Annotated in this window: 24 protein-coding genes and 1 pseudogene; 12 read left to right on the top strand and 13 right to left on the bottom strand. The window is 71.7% G+C overall.

What is annotated here, in order from left to right; all coding sequences use genetic code 11:
- Positions 1 to 45 precede the first annotated feature (45 nt).
- The 5 genes and pseudogenes from VNL12_RS17870 to VNL12_RS17855 all read left to right on the top strand — a co-directional run bounded on the left by VNL12_RS17870 (position 46) and on the right by VNL12_RS17855 (position 4,987).
- Entirely contained in the window at positions 46 to 2,136 is a 2,091-nt protein-coding gene (locus tag VNL12_RS17870; RefSeq protein WP_325596302.1) for a RecQ family ATP-dependent DNA helicase, read from the top strand.
- Positions 2,137 to 2,191: 55 nt separating this feature from the next.
- Positions 2,192 to 2,446 carry a type II toxin-antitoxin system prevent-host-death family antitoxin gene (locus VNL12_RS17865; RefSeq protein ID WP_325596301.1) on the top strand — a complete coding sequence of 85 codons (255 nt, stop codon included), beginning with the start codon at positions 2,192 to 2,194 and terminating at the stop codon, positions 2,444 to 2,446.
- Between the two features lie 5 nt (positions 2,447 to 2,451).
- Positions 2,452 to 2,850: a PIN domain-containing protein gene (locus tag VNL12_RS17860; protein ID WP_325596300.1), complete on the top strand. Its 399-nt coding sequence runs from the start codon at positions 2,452 to 2,454 to the stop codon at positions 2,848 to 2,850.
- A 76-nt stretch (positions 2,851 to 2,926) separates the two neighbouring features.
- Positions 2,927 to 3,229: pseudogene (locus tag VNL12_RS21055) on the top strand (Fur family transcriptional regulator); the annotation flags it as partial.
- A 237-nt stretch (positions 3,230 to 3,466) separates the two neighbouring features.
- Entirely contained in the window at positions 3,467 to 4,987 is a 1,521-nt protein-coding gene (locus VNL12_RS17855; RefSeq protein WP_349257881.1) for a catalase, read from the top strand.
- Positions 4,988 to 5,133: 146 nt separating this feature from the next.
- Here the strand turns inward: VNL12_RS17855 and VNL12_RS17850 are convergent, their stop codons facing one another.
- On the bottom strand, positions 5,134 to 7,512 hold the full coding sequence (locus VNL12_RS17850; RefSeq protein WP_325596298.1) for a DUF6777 domain-containing protein: 2,379 nt from the start codon (positions 7,510 to 7,512) through the stop codon (positions 5,134 to 5,136).
- Between the two features lie 382 nt (positions 7,513 to 7,894).
- A complete protein-coding gene (locus VNL12_RS17845) occupies positions 7,895 to 9,346 on the bottom strand; it encodes a hypothetical protein (protein ID WP_325596297.1) in 1,452 nt (483 codons plus the stop codon).
- 227 nt (positions 9,347 to 9,573) lie between these two features.
- On the opposite strand from VNL12_RS17845, the gene VNL12_RS17840 reads away from it, so the two are divergent.
- On the top strand, positions 9,574 to 10,599 hold the full coding sequence (locus VNL12_RS17840; RefSeq protein ID WP_325596296.1) for an oxygenase MpaB family protein: 1,026 nt from the start codon (positions 9,574 to 9,576) through the stop codon (positions 10,597 to 10,599).
- Between the two features lie 67 nt (positions 10,600 to 10,666).
- Positions 10,667 to 11,305, top strand: a complete 639-nt coding sequence (locus tag VNL12_RS17835; protein ID WP_325596295.1) for a helix-turn-helix domain-containing protein — start codon at positions 10,667 to 10,669, stop codon at positions 11,303 to 11,305.
- Here VNL12_RS17835 and VNL12_RS17830 read toward each other — a convergent pair.
- Entirely contained in the window at positions 11,302 to 11,550 is a 249-nt protein-coding gene (locus VNL12_RS17830) for a hypothetical protein (protein WP_325596294.1), read from the bottom strand. The genes VNL12_RS17835 and VNL12_RS17830 overlap by 4 nt on opposite strands.
- A gap of 110 nt (positions 11,551 to 11,660) precedes the next feature.
- Between VNL12_RS17830 and VNL12_RS17825 the strand changes: the two genes are divergently transcribed.
- Both VNL12_RS17825 and VNL12_RS17820 read left to right on the top strand, forming a co-directional pair.
- Entirely contained in the window at positions 11,661 to 12,359 is a 699-nt protein-coding gene (locus tag VNL12_RS17825) for an SDR family NAD(P)-dependent oxidoreductase (RefSeq protein ID WP_325596293.1), read from the top strand.
- Positions 12,356 to 13,465 (top strand): S-adenosylmethionine:tRNA ribosyltransferase-isomerase, encoded by a 1,110-nt coding sequence (locus VNL12_RS17820; protein ID WP_325596292.1) that lies wholly within the window; start codon positions 12,356 to 12,358, stop codon positions 13,463 to 13,465. The genes VNL12_RS17825 and VNL12_RS17820 overlap by 4 nt, the downstream gene beginning before the upstream one ends.
- Before the next feature lie 143 nt (positions 13,466 to 13,608).
- Here VNL12_RS17820 and VNL12_RS17815 read toward each other — a convergent pair whose 3' ends face one another.
- From VNL12_RS17815 to VNL12_RS17785, 7 genes are all read right to left on the bottom strand, one after another.
- Positions 13,609 to 13,986, bottom strand: coding sequence for a DUF2237 domain-containing protein (locus tag VNL12_RS17815; RefSeq protein WP_325596291.1), 378 nt, complete (start codon positions 13,984 to 13,986; stop codon positions 13,609 to 13,611).
- Between the two features lie 55 nt (positions 13,987 to 14,041).
- Positions 14,042 to 15,046, bottom strand: a complete 1,005-nt coding sequence (locus VNL12_RS17810) for a zinc-binding dehydrogenase (RefSeq protein ID WP_325596290.1) — start codon at positions 15,044 to 15,046, stop codon at positions 14,042 to 14,044.
- An 11-nt stretch (positions 15,047 to 15,057) separates the two neighbouring features.
- The gene (locus VNL12_RS17805; RefSeq protein ID WP_325596289.1) at positions 15,058 to 15,516 is read right to left on the bottom strand and encodes a nuclear transport factor 2 family protein; all 459 of its coding nucleotides are present in this window, start codon (positions 15,514 to 15,516) and stop codon (positions 15,058 to 15,060) included.
- Positions 15,517 to 15,748: 232 nt separating this feature from the next.
- Positions 15,749 to 15,982 carry an AbrB/MazE/SpoVT family DNA-binding domain-containing protein gene (locus VNL12_RS17800; protein WP_414654927.1) on the bottom strand — a complete coding sequence of 78 codons (234 nt, stop codon included), beginning with the start codon at positions 15,980 to 15,982 and terminating at the stop codon, positions 15,749 to 15,751.
- A gap of 32 nt (positions 15,983 to 16,014) precedes the next feature.
- Entirely contained in the window at positions 16,015 to 16,857 is an 843-nt protein-coding gene (locus VNL12_RS21360) for a family 1 encapsulin nanocompartment shell protein (protein WP_325596287.1), read from the bottom strand.
- A gap of 34 nt (positions 16,858 to 16,891) precedes the next feature.
- Positions 16,892 to 17,308: a ferritin-like domain-containing protein gene (locus tag VNL12_RS17790; protein ID WP_325596286.1), complete on the bottom strand. Its 417-nt coding sequence runs from the start codon at positions 17,306 to 17,308 to the stop codon at positions 16,892 to 16,894.
- Between the two features lie 106 nt (positions 17,309 to 17,414).
- On the bottom strand, positions 17,415 to 17,858 hold the full coding sequence (locus tag VNL12_RS17785) for a PaaI family thioesterase (protein ID WP_325596285.1): 444 nt from the start codon (positions 17,856 to 17,858) through the stop codon (positions 17,415 to 17,417).
- Between the two features lie 177 nt (positions 17,859 to 18,035).
- Between VNL12_RS17785 and VNL12_RS17780 the strand changes: the two genes are divergently transcribed.
- Positions 18,036 to 19,313, top strand: coding sequence for a hypothetical protein (locus VNL12_RS17780; RefSeq protein WP_325596284.1), 1,278 nt, complete (start codon positions 18,036 to 18,038; stop codon positions 19,311 to 19,313).
- A gap of 112 nt (positions 19,314 to 19,425) precedes the next feature.
- The gene (locus VNL12_RS17775; RefSeq protein WP_325596283.1) at positions 19,426 to 20,364 is read left to right on the top strand and encodes a hypothetical protein; all 939 of its coding nucleotides are present in this window, start codon (positions 19,426 to 19,428) and stop codon (positions 20,362 to 20,364) included.
- Between the two features lie 43 nt (positions 20,365 to 20,407).
- Here the strand turns inward: VNL12_RS17775 and dcm are convergent, their stop codons facing one another.
- The gene (gene dcm, locus VNL12_RS17770; protein WP_414654926.1) at positions 20,408 to 21,808 is read right to left on the bottom strand and encodes a DNA (cytosine-5-)-methyltransferase; all 1,401 of its coding nucleotides are present in this window, start codon (positions 21,806 to 21,808) and stop codon (positions 20,408 to 20,410) included.
- A gap of 177 nt (positions 21,809 to 21,985) precedes the next feature.
- Entirely contained in the window at positions 21,986 to 22,498 is a 513-nt protein-coding gene (locus tag VNL12_RS17765; protein ID WP_325596282.1) for a very short patch repair endonuclease, read from the bottom strand.
- A gap of 54 nt (positions 22,499 to 22,552) precedes the next feature.
- Between VNL12_RS17765 and VNL12_RS17760 the strand changes: the two genes are divergently transcribed.
- Positions 22,553 to 23,530, top strand: a complete 978-nt coding sequence (locus VNL12_RS17760; RefSeq protein WP_325596281.1) for an LLM class F420-dependent oxidoreductase — start codon at positions 22,553 to 22,555, stop codon at positions 23,528 to 23,530.
- Between the two features lie 69 nt (positions 23,531 to 23,599).
- Here VNL12_RS17760 and VNL12_RS17755 read toward each other — a convergent pair whose 3' ends face one another.
- Positions 23,600 to 23,845 carry a FitA-like ribbon-helix-helix domain-containing protein gene (locus tag VNL12_RS17755; RefSeq protein ID WP_325596280.1) on the bottom strand — a complete coding sequence of 82 codons (246 nt, stop codon included), beginning with the start codon at positions 23,843 to 23,845 and terminating at the stop codon, positions 23,600 to 23,602.
- Positions 23,846 to 24,063 lie beyond the last annotated feature (218 nt).

Genomic DNA, 24,063 nt, shown 5'->3' with positions numbered 1-24,063 from the left:
CCGCCGACCGCCCCGGTTGTCGCACCGGCGCGCCAGGATGGCCAGGTGATCCCCACCGTCACCGCCCGGGCCGACCGGGCCCAGGAGCTGCTGGAGGCCCTCGCCGGGCCCGACGCCCGCCTCCGCCCCGAGCAGCTCGCCGCCATCGAGGTCACCGCCGGTGATCGGGGCCGGGCCCTCGTGGTCCAGCGCACCGGCTTCGGGAAGTCCGCCATCTACTTCATCGCCACCAAGCTGCGGCGCGAGGACGGCGCCGGGCCCACCCTCGTGGTCTCGCCGTTGCTCGCCCTCATGCGCGACCAGGTCGCGGCGGCCGAGCGCCTCGGCGTGCGGTCGGCCACCATCAACTCCACCAACCTCGACGACTGGTCGGCCATCGAGGCCGCGGTGGCCGCCGGCGAGATCGACCTGCTCTGCATCAGCCCCGAGCGGCTCAACAACCCCGGCTTCGCCAACCGGGTGCTGCCCCGCCTGGCCGCCGGGCTCGGCCTGCTCGTGATCGACGAGGCCCACTGCATCAGCGACTGGGGCCACGACTTCCGGCCCGACTACCGCCGCATCCGCGACGCCATCGCCAACCTCTCCCCTGAGACGCCGGTGCTCGCCACCACCGCCACCGCCAACGAACGGGTCTGCGCGGACGTGGCCGAGCAGATGGGCGCGGGCGTGGCGGTGATGCGTGGTCGGCTCGACCGCGAGTCGCTGCACCTCGGCGTGGTCGCCCTGCCGACACACGCTCATCGCCTGGCCTGGCTGGCCCAGCGCATACCGGACGTCGAGGGCACCGGCATCGTGTACTGCCTGACGGTGGCCCAGACCGAGCTGGTCGCCGCGTTCCTCCGCGCCGAGGGCATCGACGCCGTCGCCTACTCCTCGGGCACCGACGCGGAGGACCGCCTCCGGCTCGAGGCCTCGTTCAAGGAGAACCGGGTCAAGGTGCTGGTGGCCACCTCCGCCCTCGGCATGGGCGTCGACAAGCCCGACGTCACCTTCGTCCACCACCTCGGCGCCCCGCCGTCGCCCATCGCCTACTACCAGCAGGTCGGGCGGGCCGGGCGCTCGGTACCCCGGGCCGAGGCGTGGTTGCTGCCCGGCGAGGAAGACCGGGCCATCTGGTCGTGGTTCGCGTCGGTCGGCATGCCCCCCGAGCCCCTGGCCCGCCGCGTGCTCGACACCATCGGCGAGTCCGGCGGCGAGCCGGCGAGCGTGGCCGACCTCGAGCGCCGCGTCGACCTGCGGCGGGGTCGGCTCGAGACGCTGCTGAAGATCCTCGACGTCGACGGAGCCGTGGCGCGCGAGGGGCGGGGCTGGGTGCTCACCGGGCACGACTGGCACTACGACACCGAGCGCGTGGACCGGGTCAGCGCGGCGCGCCGCCAGGAGGCCCAGGCCATGCTCACCTACGCCGAGGGGGCCTCGTGCCTGATGGGCTTCCTGCGCACCAGCCTCGACGACCCCGAGGTCGACGCCGCTCCGTGCGGGCGCTGCGCGGTGTGCACGGGCACCGGCGACCCCGTCGAGCTCGACCCCGCCGTGGTGCGTCGCGCCGTCGAGCTGCTGCGCGGCGTCGACGTGCCCCTCGAACCCCGCAAGCAGTGGGCCCGCGGACTGCCCGAGCCGCGGGGCAACATCGGTCCCGCCGCCCGGGCCGAGGAGGGCCGCGCCCTCACCCGCGTCGACGACGCCGGGTGGTGGCCGGTGGTGGCCCGCGCGCTGGCCTCCGGCGCCCCTGACGACGAGCTGATCGACGCCATGGCGGCGGTGCTCAAGCGCTGGCCGTGGGAGGCGCGACCCACGTGGATCACGTGGATCCCCTCGACCCGCCACGAGGCCCTCCTGGCCGCGACCGCCGAGCGCCTCGGCGCCCTGGGGAAGTTGCCCGTGCACCCCGCCGTCGGGCGCCGCGAGGGCCGCCCGCCCCAGGCCGACCAGCAGAACTCGGCCCACAAGCTGGTCAACGTGTGGGGGGCGTTCGTCATCGACGGTGCCGGGCTCCCTGAGCCGGCGGTGCGCTCGGGGCCGGTTCTCCTGCTCGACGACCTGCGGGACTCCGGTTGGACGATGACCGTGGTGGCCGCCGCCCTGCGCGACGCCGGCACCGGTCCCGTGCTCCCCTTCGCCCTGGCCCGGCGCTGAGCCGCCGTGGTGGCCTCCAGACGGCATGTGCGACGCACGTACTACGGTCGTCGCCATGGCCGAGGTCGCCTCCCGGGAACTGCGCAACCACACCGCTGACGTCCTGCGCCGGGTCGAGGCCGGCGAGGAGATCACCATCACCGTACGGGGCCGGCCCGTCGCCCAGGTCGTGCCCCTCCGGCGCCGGCGGTGGGTCTCGGGCGCCGAGATGCGGGAGCGCCTCTCTCGCGTCCAGGCCGACCCCGGCCTGCGTGACGACCTCGAGCGGCTTGCCGGCGACACGACCGACGACCTTGGACCGATCGTCTAGTCCCGATGGCCGTCCCTCCCGCCGGCCTTCTCGACACCAGCGTCTTCATCGCGACCGAAGCCGGTCGCGCGGTCGGCGCGCTGCCAGCCCAACTGGCCACGTCGGTCGTCGTGGTGGCCGAGCTGAGCGTCGGCGTGCTCACGGCCTCGGACCCCGACATCCAGGTCCGGCGCCAGACGACCCTCGACGGAACCGGCGACCTGATCGTCTTCCCCATCGACGAGTCGGTGGCTCAGGTTTGGGCGGACATGAGGGCCCACCTCGCCGAGTCCGGTCGCCGGGTCAACGTGAACGATCTGTGGATTGCGGCCACGGCGGCGGCCAACCGGCTGCCGGTGGTCACCCAGGACGCCGACTTCGACCCCCTGGAGGGCGTGGCCGGGCTGGAGGTCGTGCGGGTCTGAGCAGTCCCGGGACGACCTCACAATCGATCTCACCCAACTCTTGACTCGTTCCAGTTGAAGGCGTAGACAGGTCCGCGTGACCACGTCGGCCCTCGACCCCGTCATCGCCCTCCGTGGCGCCGGACTGCGGGTGACTGGCCCCCGGGTGGCCACCTTGCGGATGCTCGACGCATCGCCGCACGCCGCCGCCGATGAGATCGCGGCGGCGGTCCGCCGCGACCTGGGCACCGTGTCCACCCAGGCGGTCTACGACGTGCTGCGGGCCCTCTCCGACGCCGGGCTGGTGCGCCGCATCGAGCCGGCGGGCAGCTCGGCGCGCTATGAGACCCGCGCCGGTGACAACCACCACCACCTGGTGTGCCGGACCTGCGGCGCGATCGACGACGTCGACTGCGCCGTCGACGTCGTGCCGTGCCTGACCCCCTCCGAGCGCCACGGCTACGAGGTCGACGAGGCCGAGGTCGTCTACTGGGGCACCTGCCCGGCATGCAGGACCGCCGCCCCCGCGGCCGTTCGGACCCCGACGCCGAGCGCCACCACAGCACTGCGCAGCCCACCACCTGCACCACCCCCCCAGCCCATCGGATCCCCGATCCACGACCCGAGAGACGACGCCATGACCGACAACCGTCCCCCCACCACCACCGACGCCGGCATCCCGGTCGAGAGCGACGAACACTCCCTCACCGTCGGTCCCGGTGGGCCGATCCTGCTGCAGGACCACTACCTGATCGAGCAGATGGCCCAGTTCAACCGGGAGCGCATCCCCGAGCGCCAGCCCCACGCCAAGGGCGGAGGCGCCTTCGGCCACTTCGAGGTGACGAGCGACGTCAGCCAGTACACCAAGGCCGCCGTCTTCGCGCCGAGCACCAAGACCGACACTCTGATCCGGTTCTCCACCGTGGCCGGCGAGCGGGGCAGCCCGGACACGTGGCGTGACCCCCGCGGCTTCTCGCTCAAGATGTACACGACCGAGGGCAACTACGACATGGTCGGCAACAACACGCCGGTCTTCTTCATGAAGGACCCGATGAAGTTCCAGCACTTCATCCGCTCCCAGAAGCGTCGGGCGGACAACGGCCTGCGCGACCACGACATGCAGTGGGACTTCTGGACCCTGTCACCCGAGTCGGCCCACCAGGTCACCTGGCTCATGGGCGACCGGGGCATCCCCCGCACGTGGCGGCACATGAACGGCTACAGCTCGCACACCTACATGTGGGTGAACGCCTCGGGCGAGAAGTTCTGGGTCAAGTACCACTTCAAGACCGACCAGGGCGTCGAGTTCTTCACCCAGGACGAGGCCGACCAGATGGCCTCGATCGACACCGACTACCACCGGCGCGACCTCTTCGAGCACATCCGCGACGGCGAGCACCCGAGCTGGACGCTCAAGGTGCAGGTCATGCCGTTCGAGGACGCCAAGGACTACCGGTTCAACCCGTTCGACCTCACCAAGGTGTGGCCTCACGGTGATTACCCGCTGATCGACGTCGGCCGGCTCACCCTCGACCGCAACCCGACCGACTTCCACACCGAGATCGAGCAGGCCGCGTTCCAGCCCAACAACCTGGTGCCCGGCATCGGCCCCAGCCCCGACCGGATGCTGCTGGCCCGTCTGTTCTCCTACGCCGATGCCCACCGCGCCCGGCTCGGGACGAACTACACGCAGATCCCGGTGAACCGGCCCCAGGTGCCCGTCCACAGCTACAGCAAGGACGGGGCGATGCGGGTCACCAACGTGTCGGACCCGGTGTACGCCCCGAACTCCTACGGCGGCCCCGCGGCCGACACCGCCCGGTACGGTGAGCCGGCCGGCTGGGAGGCCGACGGGGACATGGTGCGGGCCAGCTACGTCAGCCACGCCGAGGACGACGACTGGGGCCAGCCCGGCACCATGGTCCGCGAGGTGCTCGACGACGACGGCCGCACCCGGCTGGTCGACAACATCGTCGGGCACCTGCTCAACGCCGTCAGCGAGCCCGTGCTCGAGCGGGCCTTCGAGTACTGGCGCAACGTCGACAAGGACCTCGGCGACCGGGTCGCCGACGGCGTCCGGGCCAAGCAGGACGAGACCGACCCGAAGGCCGGCGAGCAGGCCAACCCCGCTCGCAAGGACGCCCAGGTCAAGGCCTGACGCTCTCGTACCGCCACCAGCACCGCGTCGCACCGCCCCGGGTCACCCTCCCCCGCCCGGGGCGGTGTCGCGCCCGTGGATCAGCCCTCGTACCGTCGTACGCAAGCGCGCCGGGACCACCTGCAACGACGTGCGCGACGTTCCGGTCAGCCAACCTCAACCCACGCACCGTCCTCGAGCTCGAAGCGAGTCGTGAAGGACCCGGACGGGCAGCACCCTGCATCGGTGTCGAGGTAGGCAAGCCCGCGCACGATGAGGGCCTGGCCATCAAGCTCGATCGCCGTCGGGTCGCGGTCGCCCCGACCGAACGGGATGGGTTCGGCTGCCATCTCGACTCCGTCTGATGTCGGGCGCAGGGTGACCAGCGGGCTCACGTGACCGGACCCACCGAAGCTGCACACGACAGACACCACCGTTTCGGGACGACCGTCACCGTCGACGTCGACCTGCACCGCTTCGTCGGTTTGAACCGAGGCGTAGACGGTGTCCTCGTACAAGACCTCGCCTGCCTCACCCTCTCCGCCGATCAAAGGGACGGCGAGGGTGTCGGGGCCGCAGGCGCCGGCGGGGAGCACCATGTTGAGCAGGTCGAGCTCGGGCGGCGGCACGATGGTGGTGGGCGGTGCGGTGGTCATGGGTGGGGGCGGGTTGGTGGTCGAAGGTGCGGCCGTGGGCGGGTTGGTGGTCGAAGGTGCCGTCGTGGTGGTGGTGGTGGTGGTGGTGGTGGGCGGCGCCGGCTCCGGGGCGGACGCGTCGGTCTCGGCCGGGCGCACCAGGGGGGCGCGCAGGAAGCGGACCAGGCCCGGGAGCTCTCGTTCGGTGGACGTGCCGTCGGCCAGGTCGATGTCGATGGCCGCGAGGGCCTCGAACCCCGGCTCGGGTCGGTATGAGTAGATGGCCCGACCGTCGAGCACGTCGAGCTCCGTCGCGCCGCTCCACTCGGTCAGGTTCACCCCCTGGGACACCTCGACGAGCCGGAGCGGGGCGCCGGCGCGAGGATCACCCACCTCCAACCCGGCGACGCTGTCGCCGGACTCGCTGAGGTAGGGCGCGACGACCTCCCCGCTGCTGTCGAGGGTGCCCCCCGTCGGACACGGCTCGTCCGCCGCGAAGGCGGTGGAGACCCCAACACACGAGGACTCGATGGCCTCGAACCCGGGCCCGAGGAGGGTCCACGTCACCTCGCCGTCGTACTCAGCGGTGCTGGTGTAGGTGGCGTAGGCCAACATCTCGGCGTTGAGACTGACAGAGCGAGCCACCGGCGACGAGGACGGGTACCCGTCCTCGAAGGCGCCCCGGGTCACGTCGTCAGCGATCACCTCGGTCTCACCGGACCCCAGGTCCAGGGCCACGAGGTCCCCCTCGAACGGGTCGAGGCCCGGCCCCGACGGGTCGGCCACGATCTCGGTGACCACGACGTAGGAGCGGTCGCCCAACCGGCCCGCGCTCTCCAGCTCGTAGCGTCGGGCACCGGGGTCCTCGCTCTCGAAGACGACTTCGGGCTCCTCCGCCCCCGCTGGGAGGTGCCAGACCTTGCTCCTCTCAGGGTCGGTGACGGGTGCCGGCTCCTGATCGACGGGCGCGGGCGCATCCCAGACCAGTCCACCGGCGCCGTCGTCGAAGACCTGTCCGACCGGCTCGTCGATGACGGTCGCCAGCCGCTCACCCGCCTCCCCGTGGACGTGCACACCGGCATGGTCGGCGACGAGCAGGCCGTCGAGCTCCACCGTGTCGGGTTCGCCACCGACTGGCACCGTGACCGGCTCGCGGGACTCGATGTCGACGGTCTCGATCTCGGTCACCGGCTCGTCGGACGGCCGCACCTCGGTCACCTGCCGCGGGTCGAAGCCCTCCCAGACGTCGCCCACCAGGTCGACTCGCCCGCCGCCCGCGTCGGGGGCCAGCAGCGGGTTCCCACACCCGCACTGGGCCCGAGGGGTTCCGTTCGCGTCGACCATCACCGGCGTGCCCGCCTGCAGGACCGACTGGTAGGGGGCAGCCCCGTCGGGCCCGAAGCCGTGGTTCGTCACCGCCGTGTCGCGGCCGAGGACGACCGGGGTGAGGGCGGCGGTGATGAGGGCGGCGGAGTCGCCGGGGTCGACGCCCATGACCCCCGACCACACGCGGTTGACCTCCTCGTCGGCGAGGATCCGCACCGCCAAGGCGTCGGCGTCGCACACCGCACCCTCGGCCGTCGAGCCGTAGAGGCCGGACCGGTCGCCGGCCACCTGGGAGATGACGACGTCCGACGAGGCGGAGGGGCGCGCCCCGGGGCCCTCGACCGTGGAGAAGGCCTGCAGCTCCGCGGGGACCACGCCCTCGCTCACCACCGACTCGGTGAAGGGTTCCTCGCTCACGTGGCCGACGGGCTCGAGCACGACCTCAACGGTGGCAGCCTCATCCTCGCCAGCGTCGATGTCACGGGAGGCGACCACCGCAACCAGCGCGCCGGCGAGCACCGCGACCACCACGACGGCACCGACCAGGGCCCAGCGCCAGCTGCCGGCGCCTGCGGCCCCCGGCACCTGGCTCCCGCCACCGGCGGAAGGCGGCGGCGGGGGCGCGCCGGGCCCGCCGACCGCCGCCGCGCCCATCGTGACCGGTGCCGGGCCGGTCGTGGTGACGGCAGGAGGCGTCGGTCCCGCGGGCAACCCGTCTGCGCCAGACGCGGTCGGCGTCCCGCACGCACCACAGAAGCCGCCCCCGGGCCCCAGCCGCTCACCGCACGATCCACACCAGCGCTCATCCACCATGGCCCCTCCCCCGAGTCCGGCCGACTGCGCCGGGACTCCTGCGGTGGCTCATGTTGACACGTTGAGATGGGCCCCGCCGGCTCCGCGTGGCGGTTGCTCCGTGCGGTCCTGCGGTGCCGGGCTAGGGCGGTGCCGGGCTAGGGGCGGTGCCGGGCTAGGGCTGGTGGCGACTGACGGTGACTCGGAGGGGCTGGGCCAGGTCGGCGGCGAGGGCCCGGGCCGCGGCCACCAGCCGGGTGCCGTCGTCGAAGGGCGGCGAGAAGTGGACGGTGCGGGTGCCGGTCACCGTGGCCGCCGGGCCCACCGCGGGATCGGTGTTGGGGATGCCGCCGGTGATCTCGTTGCCCGACGCCGCGTAGAACGAGTCGTCGCCCCAGCACTGCTCCTCGGGTGGGTCCACCTGGTCGCGGTAGAACCATGAGGTCCGATCGTCGAGACCGGCGACGCTGGTGGAGAAGACCGAGCGGGTGAACACCGCCCCCTGGGGGCCGTTGACGACCTCCCAGGAGGCCGGCTCGGTGGAGATCGGGTCGGGAGCGCCGTTCACCCTGACGCCGCTGGGCCGGGTGGAGCTGCGGTACACCATCCCCGATGCCGCCGCGCTGTAGTCGATGAAGTCCATGACCCCCGGGATGGCGTGCACCCGCAGGTTGGTCACGATCGTCTCGCGGTCGCGGTACATCTTGTGGGTTCGCTGGGTGCGGGGCCCGCTGTTGGCCCCCACGTAGGAGCGGATGGCCCGCACCGGACCGTCGATGTTGGCGACGAAGGCGCCCTCGGCGTCGGCGAAGGTGGCGTTGCTGCGCCCGCAGAAGTCGATGGCGAACTGGTTCTTGTGGCCGTCGAGGAGGTCGACCCCCGAGGCGTCGCCGGCGCGCACCTGCCAGCTGTCCTCGAACCAGCGGTCGCTGAAGTCGATCCGGTACTGGTCGGTCACGACCCGGGAGGTCTCGGGGTTGCGGCCCTGGCTGCGCCGGTAGGTCGTCTTGTAGTCGCCGCTCGTGAGCTCGAAGTCGTAGTCGACGTAGTCCTTGCCGGCGGACGGATCGAGGGACCCGTTGGAGACGAACAGGTACACCCAGGCGTGCTGGCCGTCACGCTGCGGATCGTCCATCTGCACGGCGACACCGCTGCCGGCCACCACGCCGGGCGGGGTCTGAGGATCCTCGGGCCGGGGCTTGCCGCCGCTGTCGCTCACCATGAAGACGAGCTCGTCGTTGCCGTCGAAGGCGGGGTCGTCGTCGGGTCCGACGAAGGTGTTCGGGTCGACGTACTGCACGGCGGCGGGTCCACCGCCACCGTGGCCGTAGACGGTGCCGGTGACGCCCGGGGTTCGGTTGTCGGGCGGCTGGGTGCCGAAGGGGACGACCTTGCGCTCGTCGATCTGGACCGGGATCTGGGTCCACCGCGGGGTGTCGTCGCGGCGGGTGTGACGGAAGGCGACGATGCGCCCGGGCGCCTTGCCGACGAGCGCCGGCAGCTGGACCCCGGTGAGCACCAGGGGCTGGCCCGGGCGCGACACGCTGCTGTTGTCGGTGGCCGCGCAGCCGGTGAGGCTCAACACGAGGGCCATGGCGGCCAGGGCCGGCATCAGTGCACGCTTCATCAGGGTCTCCTCGCCGCCCGGCGACCCGACCGTACCCGCAACCGCGCCCCCGCGCCGGGGACCGATTAGATCGGCCGTCGTCACCGCGGCCACCCGGCGGCGGCGCGGGTCGGGCCCGGTCGTCGTCTCCACGTTGCCGACACCTGTCGTGGCCGGTACAAAGGTGCAGGTTCTGTTCCTCTTCCCTTGGTCGGTCGGGTACCGACCCCTTCGCGAACGGAGGCCTCATGGCCGCCCCCACCACCTCGTCGTCCACGCTGCCGCCGTCCGCTCCCACCCCCCGGGGGATCCCCACGTCGGACGTCGAGCTGTGGCGGCCCGCCCTACCCAGCCCGATGGAGCTGGCCCTCGGCCTGGCCGCCGGGGCATCGGGCCGGGTGTCGGCACCGTTGATCGCCCAGCCCCTGGCCATGGCGTTCGGGCGCATGATGGGCGCCGAGCGGCCCCCGCCCCACCCGGTCGAGGAAGCCGTTGCGGGAGCGGGCGACCCGGGCTGGTTCGGGCCCGACAGCGCCACCTGGCGGGTGCACTCGGACCACTCGCTGCTCGTGAGCGGGTTCGCCAGCTTCGCCCTCCAGGCGCTCCACCCGCGGGCCCTCGCCGGTGTGGTCGAGCACAGCGCCTTCGACGGCGACTTCATGGGCCGCACCCAGCGCACCGGTGAGTACGTCCTCACCGTCAGCTTCGGCACCAGCGACCAAGCTGAGCGGGCGACCGCCTTGCTGCCGCGCATCCACGACCGGGTGGTGGGCGTGGCCCCCGACGGCCGGCCGTACTCGGCCAACGAGCCCGAGCTGCTCGACTTCGTCCACGTCGCGCAGTTCGTGGCCACCGCGGCGGCCCACCGTCGCTTCGGTGCCCACCCCCTGAGCGATGCCGACCTCGACCGCTACATCGCGGAGAACGCACGGGTCGGAGCCGCCGTCGGCGTTCTCGACCCGCCCCGGACGTGGGCCGAGGCCATGGCCGCACTCGACCGCCACCGGCCCGACCTGGCCATCGGCGAGCAGGCGCGCGAGGGCCTCCGCTACCTGGCCGAACCACCCTTCCTCCCCTCGGCGGCCCGGCCGCTCTGGCGGGCCCTCCACGCCGGCGCGATGGCCAGCCTGCCCCCGTTCGCCCGCCGGCTCATGGGGATCGAACGCACCAACCCGGTCGACCTGGCGCTGTGCCGGGCGATCATCCGCAACCTCGGGGCCCTGCTGCCCCCGCCGATGATCGCCATCGAGGCCCGCCGCCGGGTCGCGGCGTGACGGCGCACCTCGCCGCCGGGGCACCGAGCACCGCAGCGGGCGGAGCCGTCGCCGTGCGCCCCCGCTGATGCGCCGGGTCCCCCAGATCCGCCTCGGCCCCCTCGTCGGGGCCGTGGCCGGTCCCGAGCTCGCCCCTGACCCCACCGATGACATCACCGAGGCCATCCTCGACGCCGCCGCCTCGGTGCTGCTCTCCGGCGGGCTCCGGCACTGCACCGTCGAGGCGATCGCCGAGCACGGGCGCATGGGGCGAACCACGATCTACCGCCGCTTCGACGGGCGCGACGACCTGATCCACGCCGTGCTGGCTCGCGAGGTGCGGCGGATGTTCGCTGCCATCGCCGCCGCCGTCGGGCACCTCGAGCGCCACGAGGACCGGATCATCGAGGGACTGCTCGCCGGCCTCCGCGCCGTCGAGAGCTCGCCGCTCGCCCCGCTGGTGCGCTCCGAGCCCGAGCTGCTGCGCCTCCTGTCGGTCGAGGCCGGTGCGCTGATCAACGTGGCGGTGACGTTCCTGGTGGAGGAGGACCGCCGGGCCAACGGGCGCGAGCCGACCGATCGGGCCCGCCACACCGCTGAGCTGCTCGTGCGGTTCGCGGCCACGCTGGTGACGACGCCGCAGAGCACCCTGCCCCTCCATGACGACGAGCTCGCCCGCCGGGCCCTCCACGACCTGCTCGACCCGTTGCTGGTGCCCTTCCTCTAGGAGTGTCCCTCCGCGTCGGTCGGGGACCGCAGCCCTGTGCCAGGGGCGTCGGCGAGGACGGCGGCGAGGGTGCGGAGGCCCAGCTCGCCGTAGCCGGGGGCGTCGGCGGAGTCCAGCCGGTAGAGCACGTTTTCCCAGCCCGAGCCGAGCAACCGCAGGGTCCGGTCCGCCAGGTCGGGGTGCTGCTCGGTGAGCAGGGCCCGCACCCGCGCCTCGTCGACGAGGACCTCGGCCGCGGGTCGCAACCGGTCATGGCCCGATCACCGGCTCGTCCTCGGCACCCCGCCGGCTCAGCGCCGTGGAATATCACAAGTAGGTGCTTGTTTAAACCGAGAACCCACCAAGGAGACCACCCATGTCCACCGCAATCGTCACCGGCGCATCCCGAGGCCTCGGTCGGGCTCTCGCTCTCGACCTGGCCCGCGACCGGTGGGACCTCGTCATCGACGCCCGATCCGCCGGCCCCCTCCAGGAGGTGGCCCGCGAGCTGCAGGCGGCGGGCGGCACCGTCCGGGCGCTCGCCGGCGACATCGCCGACCCGGCCCACCGCCGGGCCCTGGTCGAGGCGGCCGAGGAGCGGGGTCCGCTCGACCTGCTCGTGGCCAACGCCGGCACCCTCGGGCCCAGCCCGCTCCCGTCGCTCGCCGAGCTGTCGCTGGCGGATCTCGAGGTGACCCTCCGGGTCAACACCGTCGCCCAGGTCGGGTTGGTCCAGCAGGCCCTGCCCGCGCTGCGCGCCGCCGGCGGCACCGTCGTGGCCGTCACCTCCGACGCGGCGGTCGAGGGTTACGAGGGCTGGGGCGCCTACGGCGCGTCGAAGGCGGCGCTCGAGCAGCTCGCCCACATCCTCGGCGCCGAGGAACCCGCCCTGCGCGTGTACCGGTTCGACCCGGGCGACATGCGCACCCGGATGCACCAGGACGCGTTCCCCGGCGACGACATCTCGGACCGCCCCGAGCCCGAGACGGTCCTGCCCGTCCTGCGGCGCCTCCTGGCCGAGCGTCCACCCTCGGGCCGCTATCGGGCGGCCGACCGCGCCGGAGCGACGACGTGACCGCGGCGGCCACCGACCGAGGGCCCGCCGCGAGCGGTGGACCGGGTCCCTCGCGGGTCCCGGCACCCGCGCCCCGTCGCCTCGCCTTCGAGCTACCGACCGCGCTCGAGGCCCACGAACCACCCGAGGCTCGGGGCCTGTCCCGCGACGCGGTGCGCCTGATGGTGGCCCGCCGCGGTGACGAGGTGCTGGTGCACTCGACCTTCACCCTGCTCCCGACGTTTCTCGACCCCGGCGACCTGGTCGTGGTCAACACGTCGGGCACCCTGCCCGCCGCGATCGACGCCGTTGCGGTGGACGGGACGCGGCTGGTGGTCCACCTGTCGACCCGCCTCGACGACGGGCAGTGGGTGGTCGAGCCCCGGCGACCGTCGGGGGGCACCACCGAGCGGTGGAACGGGCCGCTCCCGGTGGGCGAGCTCACCCTCGCCGCCGGCGGTTCCCTGGCCCTCGTCGAGCCCTACGGCGAGGCCGGTCGCCTCTGGGTCGCGGCGGTGGCGACCCCGGGGCCCCTACGAGCCTGGCTCGGCACCCACGGCCGGGCCATCCGCTACGGCTACGTGGCGCGCCAGTGGCCCTTGGCGGCCTACCAGAGCGTCTATGTCACCAACCCCGGGTCGGCAGAGATGCCCAGTGCCGGACGGGCCTTCACCCCCGAGATCCTCACCCGCCTGGTGGCCAAGGGCGTTGGCGTCACGCCGGTGCTGCTCCACACGGGTGTGGCGTCGTTGGAGGCCGACGAGCTGCCCTACCCCGAGCGGGTCGTGGTGCCCGAGGTGACCGCCGCACGCGTCGCCCAGACCCGTGCCGCCGGTGGGCGGGTGATCGCCATCGGCACGACCGTGGTGCGGGCGCTGGAGTCCGCGGTCGACGCCGCCGGTCGGGTCCGTCGCTTCGACGGGTGGACCGATCTCGTGGTCACCCCCGAGCGCGGGGTGCGAGTCGTCGACGGCATACTCACCGGCTGGCACGAACCTGAGGCGTCGCACCTGCTGATGCTCGAGGCCGTCGGCGGCGAGGCCCTGCTGCGCCGGTCCTACGCGGCGGCCATCGCCGAGGATTACCTCTGGCACGAGTTCGGCGACACCCACCTCATCCTCCCTTGACCGCACGTCCGGCAGCTGTGGCGCCAGACCTGCGAAACGGCCGCCTCCCTGCGCCCTCTCGGTCCAGCAGGGTGGCGATCTCGACCTTGATGGTGGTGACGGTCCTGCAGCCGGCCGCGGGAGCCTCGCGCGGGCCCGTGGGATCAGTCGGCGGCGGCGCGGGGTGGGGCGGCGTGGGCCTGCAGGTCGGCGAGGTCGGCCCACTCGAGGGTGGCGACGTGGGTGGCCTCGAGCACGACCGCCGGTGCGGCGCCCGCCTCGAGGGCCTCGTGCCACCGGCTGGCGCACAGGCACCACTGGTCTCCCGGCTGGAGGCCGGCGAAGCCGTGCTGGGGCATAGGGCTCGAGAGGTCGTTGCCGGCCTGGGCCGAGAAGGCCAGGAAGTCGGCGGTGACCCGCGCGCACACCGTGTGCACCCCGGCGTCGTCGCCGCCCGTGTTGCAGCAGCCATCGCGGTAGAAGCCGGTGACGGGATCGGTGCTGCACGACTGCAGCTCGGTGCCGAGGACGTTTCGAGCCATGCCCCATGGGACCACACCGTCGGGTGCGGCGACGACCCGGGGTCACCCTTCGAGGTCAGGGGACGGCGATGGCGCGGCCGACGCCGTGGTCGCCCCGCTCGAGCGAGGCGATGGCGGCGGGCACCGCGTCCAGGTCGAGGTGGCGGGTGTGCACGGTGATGTGCCCGGCTCGGGCCAGGGCCACGACCTCCTCGAGCTCGCGGGGCTCACCGGCGTAGGAGGTGTGCAGCCGGCACTCCCACGGCAGGGAGAGGAGGTTGAACGAGAACGACCCGAGCTTGGTGCCGATCAGCACCACCCGTCCGCGGGGCGACGCCACCGACGCGGCCAGGGCGAGGGTGGCGTCGGTGCCGACGAGGTCGAAGGTGACCGACGCGCCGTCGGGGCGCAGAGCCCGCACCTGGCCGGCCAGGTCGTCGTCGGGGTGCACGGCGACGTCGGCCCCGAGGTCGAGGGCGAAGGAGCGGCGGGCCTCGTTGGGCTCGACCACCACGACGGTGGCCGCACTCACCGCCTTCAGGATCTGGATGGCCATGTGGCCGACGCCGCCGGCTCCGATGACCACTGCCAGCGAGCCGCCGACCAGCTCGTCGCGGGCCCTGCGGATGGCGTGGTACGGCGTGAGGGCGGCGTCGTCGAGGGGGCCGGCGTCGCGGGGGTCGAGGTCACCCAGGGCCACGAGGTAGCGGGCGGCGGGCACGAGCAGGTACTCGGCCATGCCGCCGTTGGCGCCGAGCCCGGCCCCGGCGATGGGGGCGACGACGGGGCAGAGGCGCTCGTCGCCCCGGCGGCACGTCGCACACCCGCCGCAGCCCCACTCGGCGTGGGCGACGACCGGCGCGCCCTCCTCGAGGCCGACGACGCCGGGGCCCCACCCGGCGATCCACCCGGCAGTCTCGTGGCCGAGGGTGAAGGGACCACCGCCGTAGAAGTCGGGGACGCGGGCGATGGTGACGTCCGAGTGGCAGAGCCCCGCTCCGGCCACCCGCACCAGCACCTGGCCCGGCCCGGGGTCCGGCTGGGGCACGTCGGCCAGCTCGATGCCGCCGCCGACGGGCACCCGCACCGCCCTCACAGGCCGGGGTCGTCGGCGGCGTCGTGGAGCCACCAGAGATCCGCGCTGAAGCGGCGCTCCTTCCACCACTCGGGGGCGTGGTCGAGCAGCTGGCCGTAGCTCCAGTAGTCTTTCCACAGCACCACCGAGTCGCCCTCGACCCGATGCACCGACACGAACGGGAGCGTGGTCTCCTCGCCGGTCTCCCAGCCCCAGATCTCGGCGTGCTCGACCATGACGATGTCGCCCGCGGTGGCCACCCGGCCACCGACGTGCTCGTAGCGGACGAGCGGCTCGATGCCGAGCCGGAGCCGTCCGACGATTGCGTCGGGTCCCTTGGCCGCGGTCGATGGCCCGGTGGGCACGTCGTAGTAGATCGCCCCGGGGCCGAGGTGGGCCGCGAGCCGCTCCCAGTCCCGGGCGTAGACGGCGTCCCAGAGCGCGGCGGTCACGGTGGTGGGGTCCGGTGCGGTCATCGGGCGTTCCTCGGGTCGGCAGCCGCCGCATCGTGCCACGCTGGACACGTGTCTACCAGAGCGGCCTGCACCTGCCAGGTCCGAGCCCAGATCGGGCTCGTGGACGGCTCAACTCAAAGGAGCCGGCCTCAGCGAGGCAGGGCGTCGTAGGCGACGCCGAGTCTCTCGCAGCACCGCCGGACGCCGGGCCCGTCGTCCCGGTTGGACACCAGGAGGTCATCGAGGACGACCGTCACGTCGTCGCGAGGTCAGGATCGTCGTCGGCGGCGACCGCGGCGTAGTGGTCCTCAGCCGGAAGGACCTCGTCCAGAGGCCGCCGTGCCTCTCCCGCCGGGACGGTGAGCACACCGAAGCCGAGGTCCATCACCTCGACCGGCCCACCCTGGTCGAGGTTCCAGCGGCGACGGGCTGCGGCCGGCAAGCTCATCTGACCGGACGTCGAAACCCTGAACGTCTCGACTCTCATCGACACCTCGCTCAGTTGGTGGGATCAGCAACCTACCAAGTGGAACTGTCGGCCGCGAGGAAGTCAATCCTCGTAGCGGAGGGCGACGGCGGCCTCGGGGGACGGGGCCTGGAAGGCCACGCTCTTCTGCAGCTCGAGGGTGACCGAGTCGGCGTCGTGGCTGCGGTAGGCGACCGAGATGTCCTGGCCGACGGTGAGCTCAGAAGTCGCCGCCGCGCTGGCTGAGCACGATGGCCCCGTCGACCGCCGGCGCCCAGATTACCGGGCCGCCGAGGATCAGGTGCAGGTGCTTGCAGGATCGGGTACCCACCCCGCTCGGTGGTCTCGATGACGCCGGTGTAGCAGCGGGGCCCGAGGGCTATGGCGTAGGGGCCACCGACACCGGCCTCCTTGAGCACGGCCACCGCCTTGGCCACGTGGTTGGGATAGCGGTCGAACTGCTCTGAGAGGGCGATCGGAACATGGGGCGAGGCGGCGGCGATGCCCGTGATGCCGGCGCCCTCGAACCCGTTGAACACCAGGCTGTCCTCGGCGAGGGCCAGCTCGCGGCAGGCGTCGGCCAGCGGATCGAGATCCGCGTCGGCGGCTCCACGGTCGACGGCCTCGAGCTCGGAGCGCACCAGGGTCAGCTGGCGCCCCAGCTCGAGCAGGGGCAGCACCTGGCGCTGGGCGGCGACGATGCCGGCCAGGGGCGAGTCGGGCAACGTCGAGGCCCGCCCGAGGCTGACTGCCGAGCGGTCCCAGCCGCACGGGCCGACGAAGTCGACCAGCTTGCGGGCGGCGAGGAAGTGGGTCAGGTGGCGGGTGGCGTCGCTGTCGATCTCGGCCCAGGCGGCCTCGGAGACGGGGGCGAGGTCGCGGAGGAGGTGGTTCACAGCAGGAGGCTCCAGGTCGGTGCGGGAGGGAGGATCAGAGGGAGAAGTCGTCGCCGCGCAGGCTGCCCACGCCGAGGCTGCCGTCGCCCGGAGACGCGGGTGTCGCGGCCGCAGCGGGGCCGCCCTCGGCGTCGTCGGCATCGTCGCCGCTCGTGGCGTCGTCCTCGGCATCGAGGACCGAACCCTCGGTGAAGAGGTAGGTGCGCATGTTCTCGTCGAACACCGGGTCGCGTCGGCGGAGCCACTCCAGGGTCATGATGGCGTGCTCCTTCTCCTCGTCGCGGTTGTGGGCGAGGATCGCCGCCAGCTCCTCGTCGCCAGTGGCCTCGACGCGCTGGTCGTACCAGTCGACGGCCTCGAGCTCCTCCATCAGCGCCGCGATGGCGCGGTGGTGATCGAGCGTGCGCTCGCTCAGCTTGTCGAGTGGCTCGTGGTACCCCTCGCTCGTCACGGGCCCTCCTGGGGGTTGGGCATCGGGTGGGGCGCGGACCCCCTCGGGGATGGTCCCGGGCGAGTCTCATCGGCGTCGTTGCCGACCGCAACCGGGAGCGGGGCTGTCATCCGGGGGTCGGTGAGGCCAGGGTGCCGGCGGTCTCGAGGTTCTGGAGCCGGACCTGCCCACGGGCCACGAGCCGATCGGTCTCGTCGTGGAGCTCGACGAGCCACAGCTGTTGGGTGTGGCCCCGGTGGATCGGGGTGGCCCGGACCGTGACGGTGCCCTCGCGCACGGCGCGCAGGAAGTCGGTGTGGTTCGACACGCCGACCACGTTGCCCCTGTCCGCGAGCCAGGTGGCGGCGCCGACGCTCGCCGCGGTCTCGACCGCGGCGCACCACGCCCCGCCGTGGACGATGCCGTAGGGCTGGTGCAGGTGAGGTCCGATGGGCAGGCGCAGCACGACCTCGTCGGGGCCGACGGACACGAACTCGAGCCCGAGAGCGTCGTTGAAGTCGCCCGTCGAGGCCCCTTCGACGGGGGAGACAGGCGGTTCGCTGTCGGCCACGGTGGCTCCTGTCGGTGGGTCAGACGGCCTGCGGCCGACGTCGACGGGGCCGAGGGTAGCCACGCCCCGGACCGATCCGGCGCCGTCAGGCGTTCTGGTCGCCGACCTTGGGGCCCGAGTCCACCGTGGTGGCGGACATGGGTCCGAAGGTCACGGGTGTGGCAGCCTCGGGGGGCGATGACGACTCCGCGCGACCTAGAGGCGGCCGCTGAGCCCGTCATCGACGAGGTGGCGGGGGCTGCCCGGCTGGCCGGGGCCCTGGTCGACCAGCTCACCATCCCGGTGCGCGACACCCATCGGGCCCTCGCCGACCGGGTGTTCCGGCCCTTCGGACCGGCGGCCACCCCGGTGCGCCTCGTCCACGACGGCCTCTCCGGTGCGGTGTACGCGTCGGTGCGAGGTGGGGCCCGGCTCACGGGGGCCGCGGCGGGCACGCTGCTGGCCATGGCGCACGGCCGCCAGGACCGGCGTTCGCTCTCGGCTCATCCCCGGGGTGCCCAGGCCCTCGCCTTCGCCAGCGGCCTGCTCGGCGACTGGATGGACGGGCGGGCCGACGATCTCACCGTGCGCACCACCCTCACCCAGCACGGGCGTCCGGTGTCGACCGATCCCGCCGTCCTCGCCGAGGAGGTCGGCGCCGTCGCCGACCGCGTCGTGTTCCTCGTCCACGGGCTGGCGGAGACGACGGCGTCGTGGCGATGGTGGTCCGCCGACCGCGACGGCCGGCCGGTGCCGTCCTACTCCGAGCGGCTGGCGGACGAGGGCTGGACACCGCTCGAGGTGGGCTACAACACCGGTCTCCCGGTCACCGCCAGCGGGCGCGACCTCGCCAACCTCGTGGACCGCCTCGTGGACGCGTGGCCGGTGCCGGTGGCCGAGGTCGCCCTCGTCGGCCACTCGATGGGCGGGCTGGTCGTCGGCGTGGCCTGCCACCACGGGGTCGAGGAGGCTCAGCCCTGGACCGACCGGGTGCGCCACGTCGTCACCCTCGGCACCCCGCACCGGGGATCGTGGCTGGCCGTGCTGGCCGCCCGCGGCGCCCAGACGTTCGGGCGCCTCCCCGAGACCCGGGGCCTGGGTGGGATCCTCGACCTGCGCAGCCCCGGCATCCGGGACCTGACCGAGGGCTGGCCCGGACGCCCGCCCGTGGCCGCCGACGGCGACGATCCCGTGCCGGCGATCCGCACCCTCGCCGAGCTGTTGCCCCACGCCCACCACTCGTTCGTCGCCTCCACGCTCCGCACCCCGACCCACCCGCTCAGCCGTCTCCTCGGCGACGGCCTCGTCCACCCCCGCAGCTCCACCGGACCGGCCAAGGGGGGCGGACCCAACGTCCGGGTGCGCCAGCACGCCGGCGTGGGCCACGTCCGTCTCGTGCACCACCCCGCCGTGGCCGACGACCTCGTCGACTGGCTCGGCCCCCGCACCACCCCGGCACCGCCGCTGTCGCGCTAACTCCGCCGTCCGGTGACCCGATTGAGACTCCACAACATCGATCCCGGCGACCAAGAACATGTTTTCAACGCCGAGTCCATCGTGGAACGTCGTGAGACCGTAGAGTGTCCGCATGTCTCCTAGCGAGCACCGACTCGGGGAAGCCGTAAGGCGAATGTTTGCTCGTCCGGAGTTCATGATGCCTCTTGCCGCAGCTGAGTTGCAGTATCGGAAGAACTACTACCGCCTCAACGCTGCAGCGCTGCTCGAGGATCTCTTCTTTGATGCGCTCGGAAGCTACATCAATCGAGTGGAACCGACACTCACTTTCAACCGGGCCCAACTGGGAGAGAAGGAGTGGGACTACGCCATAGAAGACACTAAGTACTCACATAAAGTGATTCACACCGTGAGCGATGTTGGAATCGACTGGGATGCCACTCACACTGAGCCCGTCTGGTCTGCCGAGCATCCTATCGCAATTTTTTTGGGATCTGGCGACCCTCGTAGGCCAAGGATGGGCCTGGCACCCAACTTGAGTAGGCCGGTCTCTTTCGCCTCGACCAACGCCCGACTGCGGAATAAATCGCGAGTGGGCATTGGTGTTTGGGCAGGCCAACAGAGCCTGGAGATCATCTATAGTTCAAGCCACGACGAGGTCAGCCTTGGCTTGCGTGAGGCCCTACCCTTCAAAGCGGCGTGGCCAAGGATCGCCGAACAGATCGCTAAGGGGTCAGGTGCGAACGATGTCGAGATAGTTTTCTGCGAGCGCGTCGCAAAGTCCGCGCCTCCATTTGCTACTGAACTGAGTTTGGAGTCCAAGTACTTGCGGCCTGGTCTATACCTCTTACCGAAGCAGACCCTGCAAGACATACAGGTGAAGAAGAACAATCGAGGTCGTCAAATCCCTAAGGAGACTGTGCGAAGCCTCCTCCAGCAGGCCGTCATCAACGGCACCTTCGCGCCGGCCTCGCTATGGTTCGGCGTTTACGCCTCAGATGTGCCTCCGGATCTCTTCATTACCCAAAGCCAAGAGTACGAAAGCCTCTTCAGTCCAAGGCGCCCCGGGTAAATGCTCGAGATTGGACACGTAGCGGTGCCCTGGAAGGACGATCTTAGTGATTCACTAACCATTGGCCTGCTGTCGATAACCGACCGAAGTTGCACCACGGGGCATCGCCGTCGTCGAACAGCCTTCTCGCGAGGTGGCGCGCGACGCCGACGTTCACGGCGTTGCCCAGCTGCTTGTAGATGGTCTTGTCAGCAACTTCTGCGGCCACGAACCCCCGGAACGGGATGTCCTGCAATCGCGCAGCCTCCCGCGGCGTGACGCGCCGCCAATCGGTTCCGGTGATCTGCGGACCCAGGACGCTGGTCTGGGTGATCGCGACCAGCGCAGGAAGGTACGACGGAGGCTTCACCCGCACCCCCGAGGGCCTGAAGTGCGCAACGAGACCCTCGAGGTCGCGATCGTGGGACCAAGGCTGAGCTTTGCGGGCCTGCCACTCGAGCTTGCGACGCGAGGGCACGAACTCGGCGACCTTGAGGCCGAGCGGTCCCCACCTCTCCCGGCGCCAACTGTCCAGAAACCCCCGGTGCTCGTTGTAGAAGGCGCTGTTCTTCCGGAGGAAGTCCTCTTTCCAGCGTGGCGTGCCGGGGCCGATGACCGGGCGCACGCGGAATGCATCGACCCAGATTGGGAACCCGGGCAACGTCTCAGCATCGATGCCCTGTACGAACGCCTGCCACGCCTCGAGCCAGGTCCGCTCGACATCGCGGATGCCGTAGATGCTCATGTCGACGTCGTCGTCGAGGATGTCGGCCACGCTCCAGTCGTCGGGGTCCCACCCGGCAGTCGGCTCCCGCCGAGCCAGGGGCTGACCGTGGCGCAGCTCGATCGCGCTCGTCGACGGCAGCCTCCGGGCCAAGACGAAGACGCGATCTCGAACCTGTGGAGCGCCGCCCAGATCCGGGGAGAGGAGGTGAGGAGACAGCACCACCGGCTCGTCGGACACGCAGTACCCCGCGTCTCGCAGCGACTCGACGATCGTCCACCACGTGTCTTCATGGCGTGGACCGGCCAGGTTGCGTACGTTCTCAAGGATCACGAACTCCGGCTGGCGAGCCAGGACGATCGACATGATGTCAAAGAAGAGCGTCCCTCGGGTCCGGTCGCGGACTCCGTGCTGGAACCCCGACTTGGAGAAGGGTTGGCAGGGAAAACCGGCACACAACACCTCGTGCTCCGGAACGCGCTCACGGACCTGGTCGAGGCCGAGATCGGCCGCGCCCGGCCGAGGACTTCCCCTGGTCAGCCTGCGAATGTCGTCCTGGATCTGCGACGGATCCATCTCCGGGAACGATGCCTGATACACCCGGCGACACTCTTCGTCGAGCTCAACCGCGAGGACGCAATCACCTCCAAGATCGGCCAAAGCGTGATGGAACCCTCCGACGCCTGCGAAGAGATCAACGAAACGAAAGCTTGGTGGGGAACTCGCGTTCGGACCTCTCACGTAACGGGAACTTAGCAGCTGAGGCTCGCCGGGTAACGGTCCTCCCTCCGCTCGAAGGGGCATCACGATCTGACCTTCGATCTCTCGTCTCGCCGCCACGGCTTCCTCCTCGGGCGCGGTGCTGGATGACCCGAGGCCGAGGCCCCCTTCCGAGCACGTGGCTCGTTCGGCCAGAGCCTACGGAGGGGGTGCGACAACGGGCGAAGCTGCCGCAAGCAGCTCGCCAGCCCGCACGTGGCCGAGTCCGACAAGCGCCGCGGCGACGACGCGCACCGCATCGTCGACGCCGACGTGCTCCCAGCACCGGACCACCTGCCAGCCATCGGCCGAGAGACCCTTGCTCACCCTCGCGTCACGTTCGATGTTGGCCTGGAGCTTCGGTTCCCAGTACCCGAGGTTCGTCTTGGGCATGTGAAAGTGCTCAGGGCAGACGTGCCAGAAGCAGCCGTCCACGAAGACGGCGAGCCGCTGCTTGGGGAAGACGACGTCTGCGCGCGTCCTGGTGCCGCCAGCACGGATGAGAAGGTCCTTTCGGAACCTGAGCCCCGTCGCGTGCAATGCCCGCCGGAGCTCGACTTCGGGTTTGGTGCCAGTTCGCCGGTTTGCCTTACCGACGGCGGTCGCCTCGGGGCTCGACGGTTCCGGGTAGGGCACGATCTGCCCTCGGCCGAGGTTGACGGTGCGACCCACCCGACCAGTGTGGCCTGCGAGCAGGTGGGGCGGAGCGGTCCTAGCGTCAGGGGCATGACGCGACTCGGCTACCAGATCCCCAACTTCACCTACCCCGACACCGACTCGGCCGGGCTCTTTCCGGTGATCGCCCGCCAGGCCCGCGAGGCCGACACCTCGGGCTTCGACACCGTGATGGTGATGGACCACTTCTACCAGCTGCCCATGCTGGGCCCGCCCGAGCTCGAGATGCTCGAGTGCTACTCGCTGCTCTCGGCCCTGGCCCAGCACACCTCGACCGCTCGCCTCTCGGCGCTGGTCACCGGCAACACCTACCGGAACCCGGCCCTGTTGGCCAAGACGGTCACGACCCTTGACGTCGTCTCCGGGGGCCGGGCCCAGCTCGGCATCGGCGCCGGGTGGTTCGAGCTCGAGCACGACTCGCTGGGCTTCGAGTTCGGCACCTTCACCGACCGCTTCGAGAAGCTCGAGGAGGCCCTGCAGATCATCAAGGGCATGTTCGCCTGCGAGCGTCCCAGCCTCGACGGCAAGTGGTACCAGGTCTCCGACGCCATCAACTCGCCGCCCCCGGTCGGGAAGATCCCCATCATGATCGGCGGCGGCGGGGTCAAGAAGACGCTGCGCCTCGTGGCCCAGTACGCGGACGATTCGAACCTGATCTGCGGGGCCGAGGAGATCCCGTCCAAGCTCGAAGCCCTCGACGGCCACTGCGAAGCGCTCGGTCGCGACCGCTCGGAGATCACCGTGTCGTGGAGCGGGCTGGCGTGCGTGGCCCCCACCCACGACGAGGCGGTGGCCGAGCTCGACACGTTTCTCGGCGGGCGGGGCCTCGACCTCGCCTCCATGTCGGATGACGAGGCGGCCGGCGTCCGCGCCATGGTGCCCCACGGCGACCCCGACGAGATCGGCGAGCTGTTCTCCGAGCGCCTCACCACCGGGATCGACGGCGTCACCGTCAGCGCCCCCGCCAACGGCCACATCGAGGGCCGCGTCACCCTCCTTGGCGAGACCCTCACCAAGGTCCTCGCCTGATCGATGCGTCACGGAGCCCAGTAGGTCGCCCGCAGATCGTCCGCGGTGAGGCCTTGGTGTCGAGGACGATCACGCCTCGAGATCCGCAGCACGGGGTCGGTCGCTCCGCTCCGGGATGTCGAGCTCGGCCCCCGAGGTCAAAGCCACCCGTCGGCGGATCTGGCTCGCCAACCCCCTCTCGACCGGGCCGTCGTCCAGTGCCTCACCGAGGATGGCTCGGGCCTCGGCCTCCATGGAACGGCCGTGCTCGGCGGCGCGGCGCTGCAGTGCCCTCTTCCAATCGTCGTCGAAGGCCCTGATGGTCAACGTGGCCATGCTCGAGTCTCCCACGGGGTTCGGGTGCGAGCCCTGCATGCAATGCTGGCATTAATGCGCCCTGAGCGTGGGCTCGCCCGGGTTGGCGGCCACCGGCCGCCGAGGCGGCGACTCCCACCGGATGAAGTGACCGGCCGAGGGGCAGCGGTGGGAGACTGCTCGCATCACGTCGCCGACCGATCCCCTCGTCGCCCTCGGCTGGTCTGACCGTTGGGCGG

Source organism: Iamia sp. (assembly GCF_035575815.1).
GTDB lineage: Bacteria > Actinomycetota > Acidimicrobiia > Acidimicrobiales > Iamiaceae > Iamia.
Note: the sequence above shows the minus strand (reverse complement) of the source record. Positions and strands in the feature narration are given on the sequence as shown.

What these genes read in the sequence shown, in the direction of transcription:
- VNL12_RS17865 (WP_325596301.1), top strand. Translation starts at nt 2,192, where the DNA reads ATGGCCGAGGTCGCCTCCCGGGAACTGCGCAACCACACCGCTGACGTC.
- VNL12_RS17860 (WP_325596300.1), top strand. Translation starts at nt 2,452, where the DNA reads ATGGCCGTCCCTCCCGCCGGCCTTCTCGACACCAGCGTCTTCATCGCG.
- VNL12_RS17855 (WP_349257881.1), top strand. Translation starts at nt 3,467, where the DNA reads ATGACCGACAACCGTCCCCCCACCACCACCGACGCCGGCATCCCGGTC.
- VNL12_RS17845 (WP_325596297.1), bottom strand. Translation starts at nt 9,346, where the DNA reads ATGAAGCGTGCACTGATGCCGGCCCTGGCCGCCATGGCCCTCGTGTTG.
- VNL12_RS17840 (WP_325596296.1), top strand. Translation starts at nt 9,574, where the DNA reads ATGGCCGCCCCCACCACCTCGTCGTCCACGCTGCCGCCGTCCGCTCCC.
- VNL12_RS17835 (WP_325596295.1), top strand. Translation starts at nt 10,667, where the DNA reads ATGCGCCGGGTCCCCCAGATCCGCCTCGGCCCCCTCGTCGGGGCCGTG.
- VNL12_RS17825 (WP_325596293.1), top strand. Translation starts at nt 11,661, where the DNA reads ATGTCCACCGCAATCGTCACCGGCGCATCCCGAGGCCTCGGTCGGGCT.
- VNL12_RS17815 (WP_325596291.1), bottom strand. Translation starts at nt 13,986, where the DNA reads ATGGCTCGAAACGTCCTCGGCACCGAGCTGCAGTCGTGCAGCACCGAT.
- VNL12_RS17805 (WP_325596289.1), bottom strand. Translation starts at nt 15,516, where the DNA reads ATGACCGCACCGGACCCCACCACCGTGACCGCCGCGCTCTGGGACGCC.
- VNL12_RS17800 (WP_414654927.1), bottom strand. Translation starts at nt 15,982, where the DNA reads ATGAGAGTCGAGACGTTCAGGGTTTCGACGTCCGGTCAGATGAGCTTG.
- VNL12_RS17780 (WP_325596284.1), top strand. Translation starts at nt 18,036, where the DNA reads ATGACGACTCCGCGCGACCTAGAGGCGGCCGCTGAGCCCGTCATCGAC.
- VNL12_RS17775 (WP_325596283.1), top strand. Translation starts at nt 19,426, where the DNA reads ATGTCTCCTAGCGAGCACCGACTCGGGGAAGCCGTAAGGCGAATGTTT.
- VNL12_RS17760 (WP_325596281.1), top strand. Translation starts at nt 22,553, where the DNA reads ATGACGCGACTCGGCTACCAGATCCCCAACTTCACCTACCCCGACACC.
- VNL12_RS17755 (WP_325596280.1), bottom strand. Translation starts at nt 23,845, where the DNA reads ATGGCCACGTTGACCATCAGGGCCTTCGACGACGATTGGAAGAGGGCA.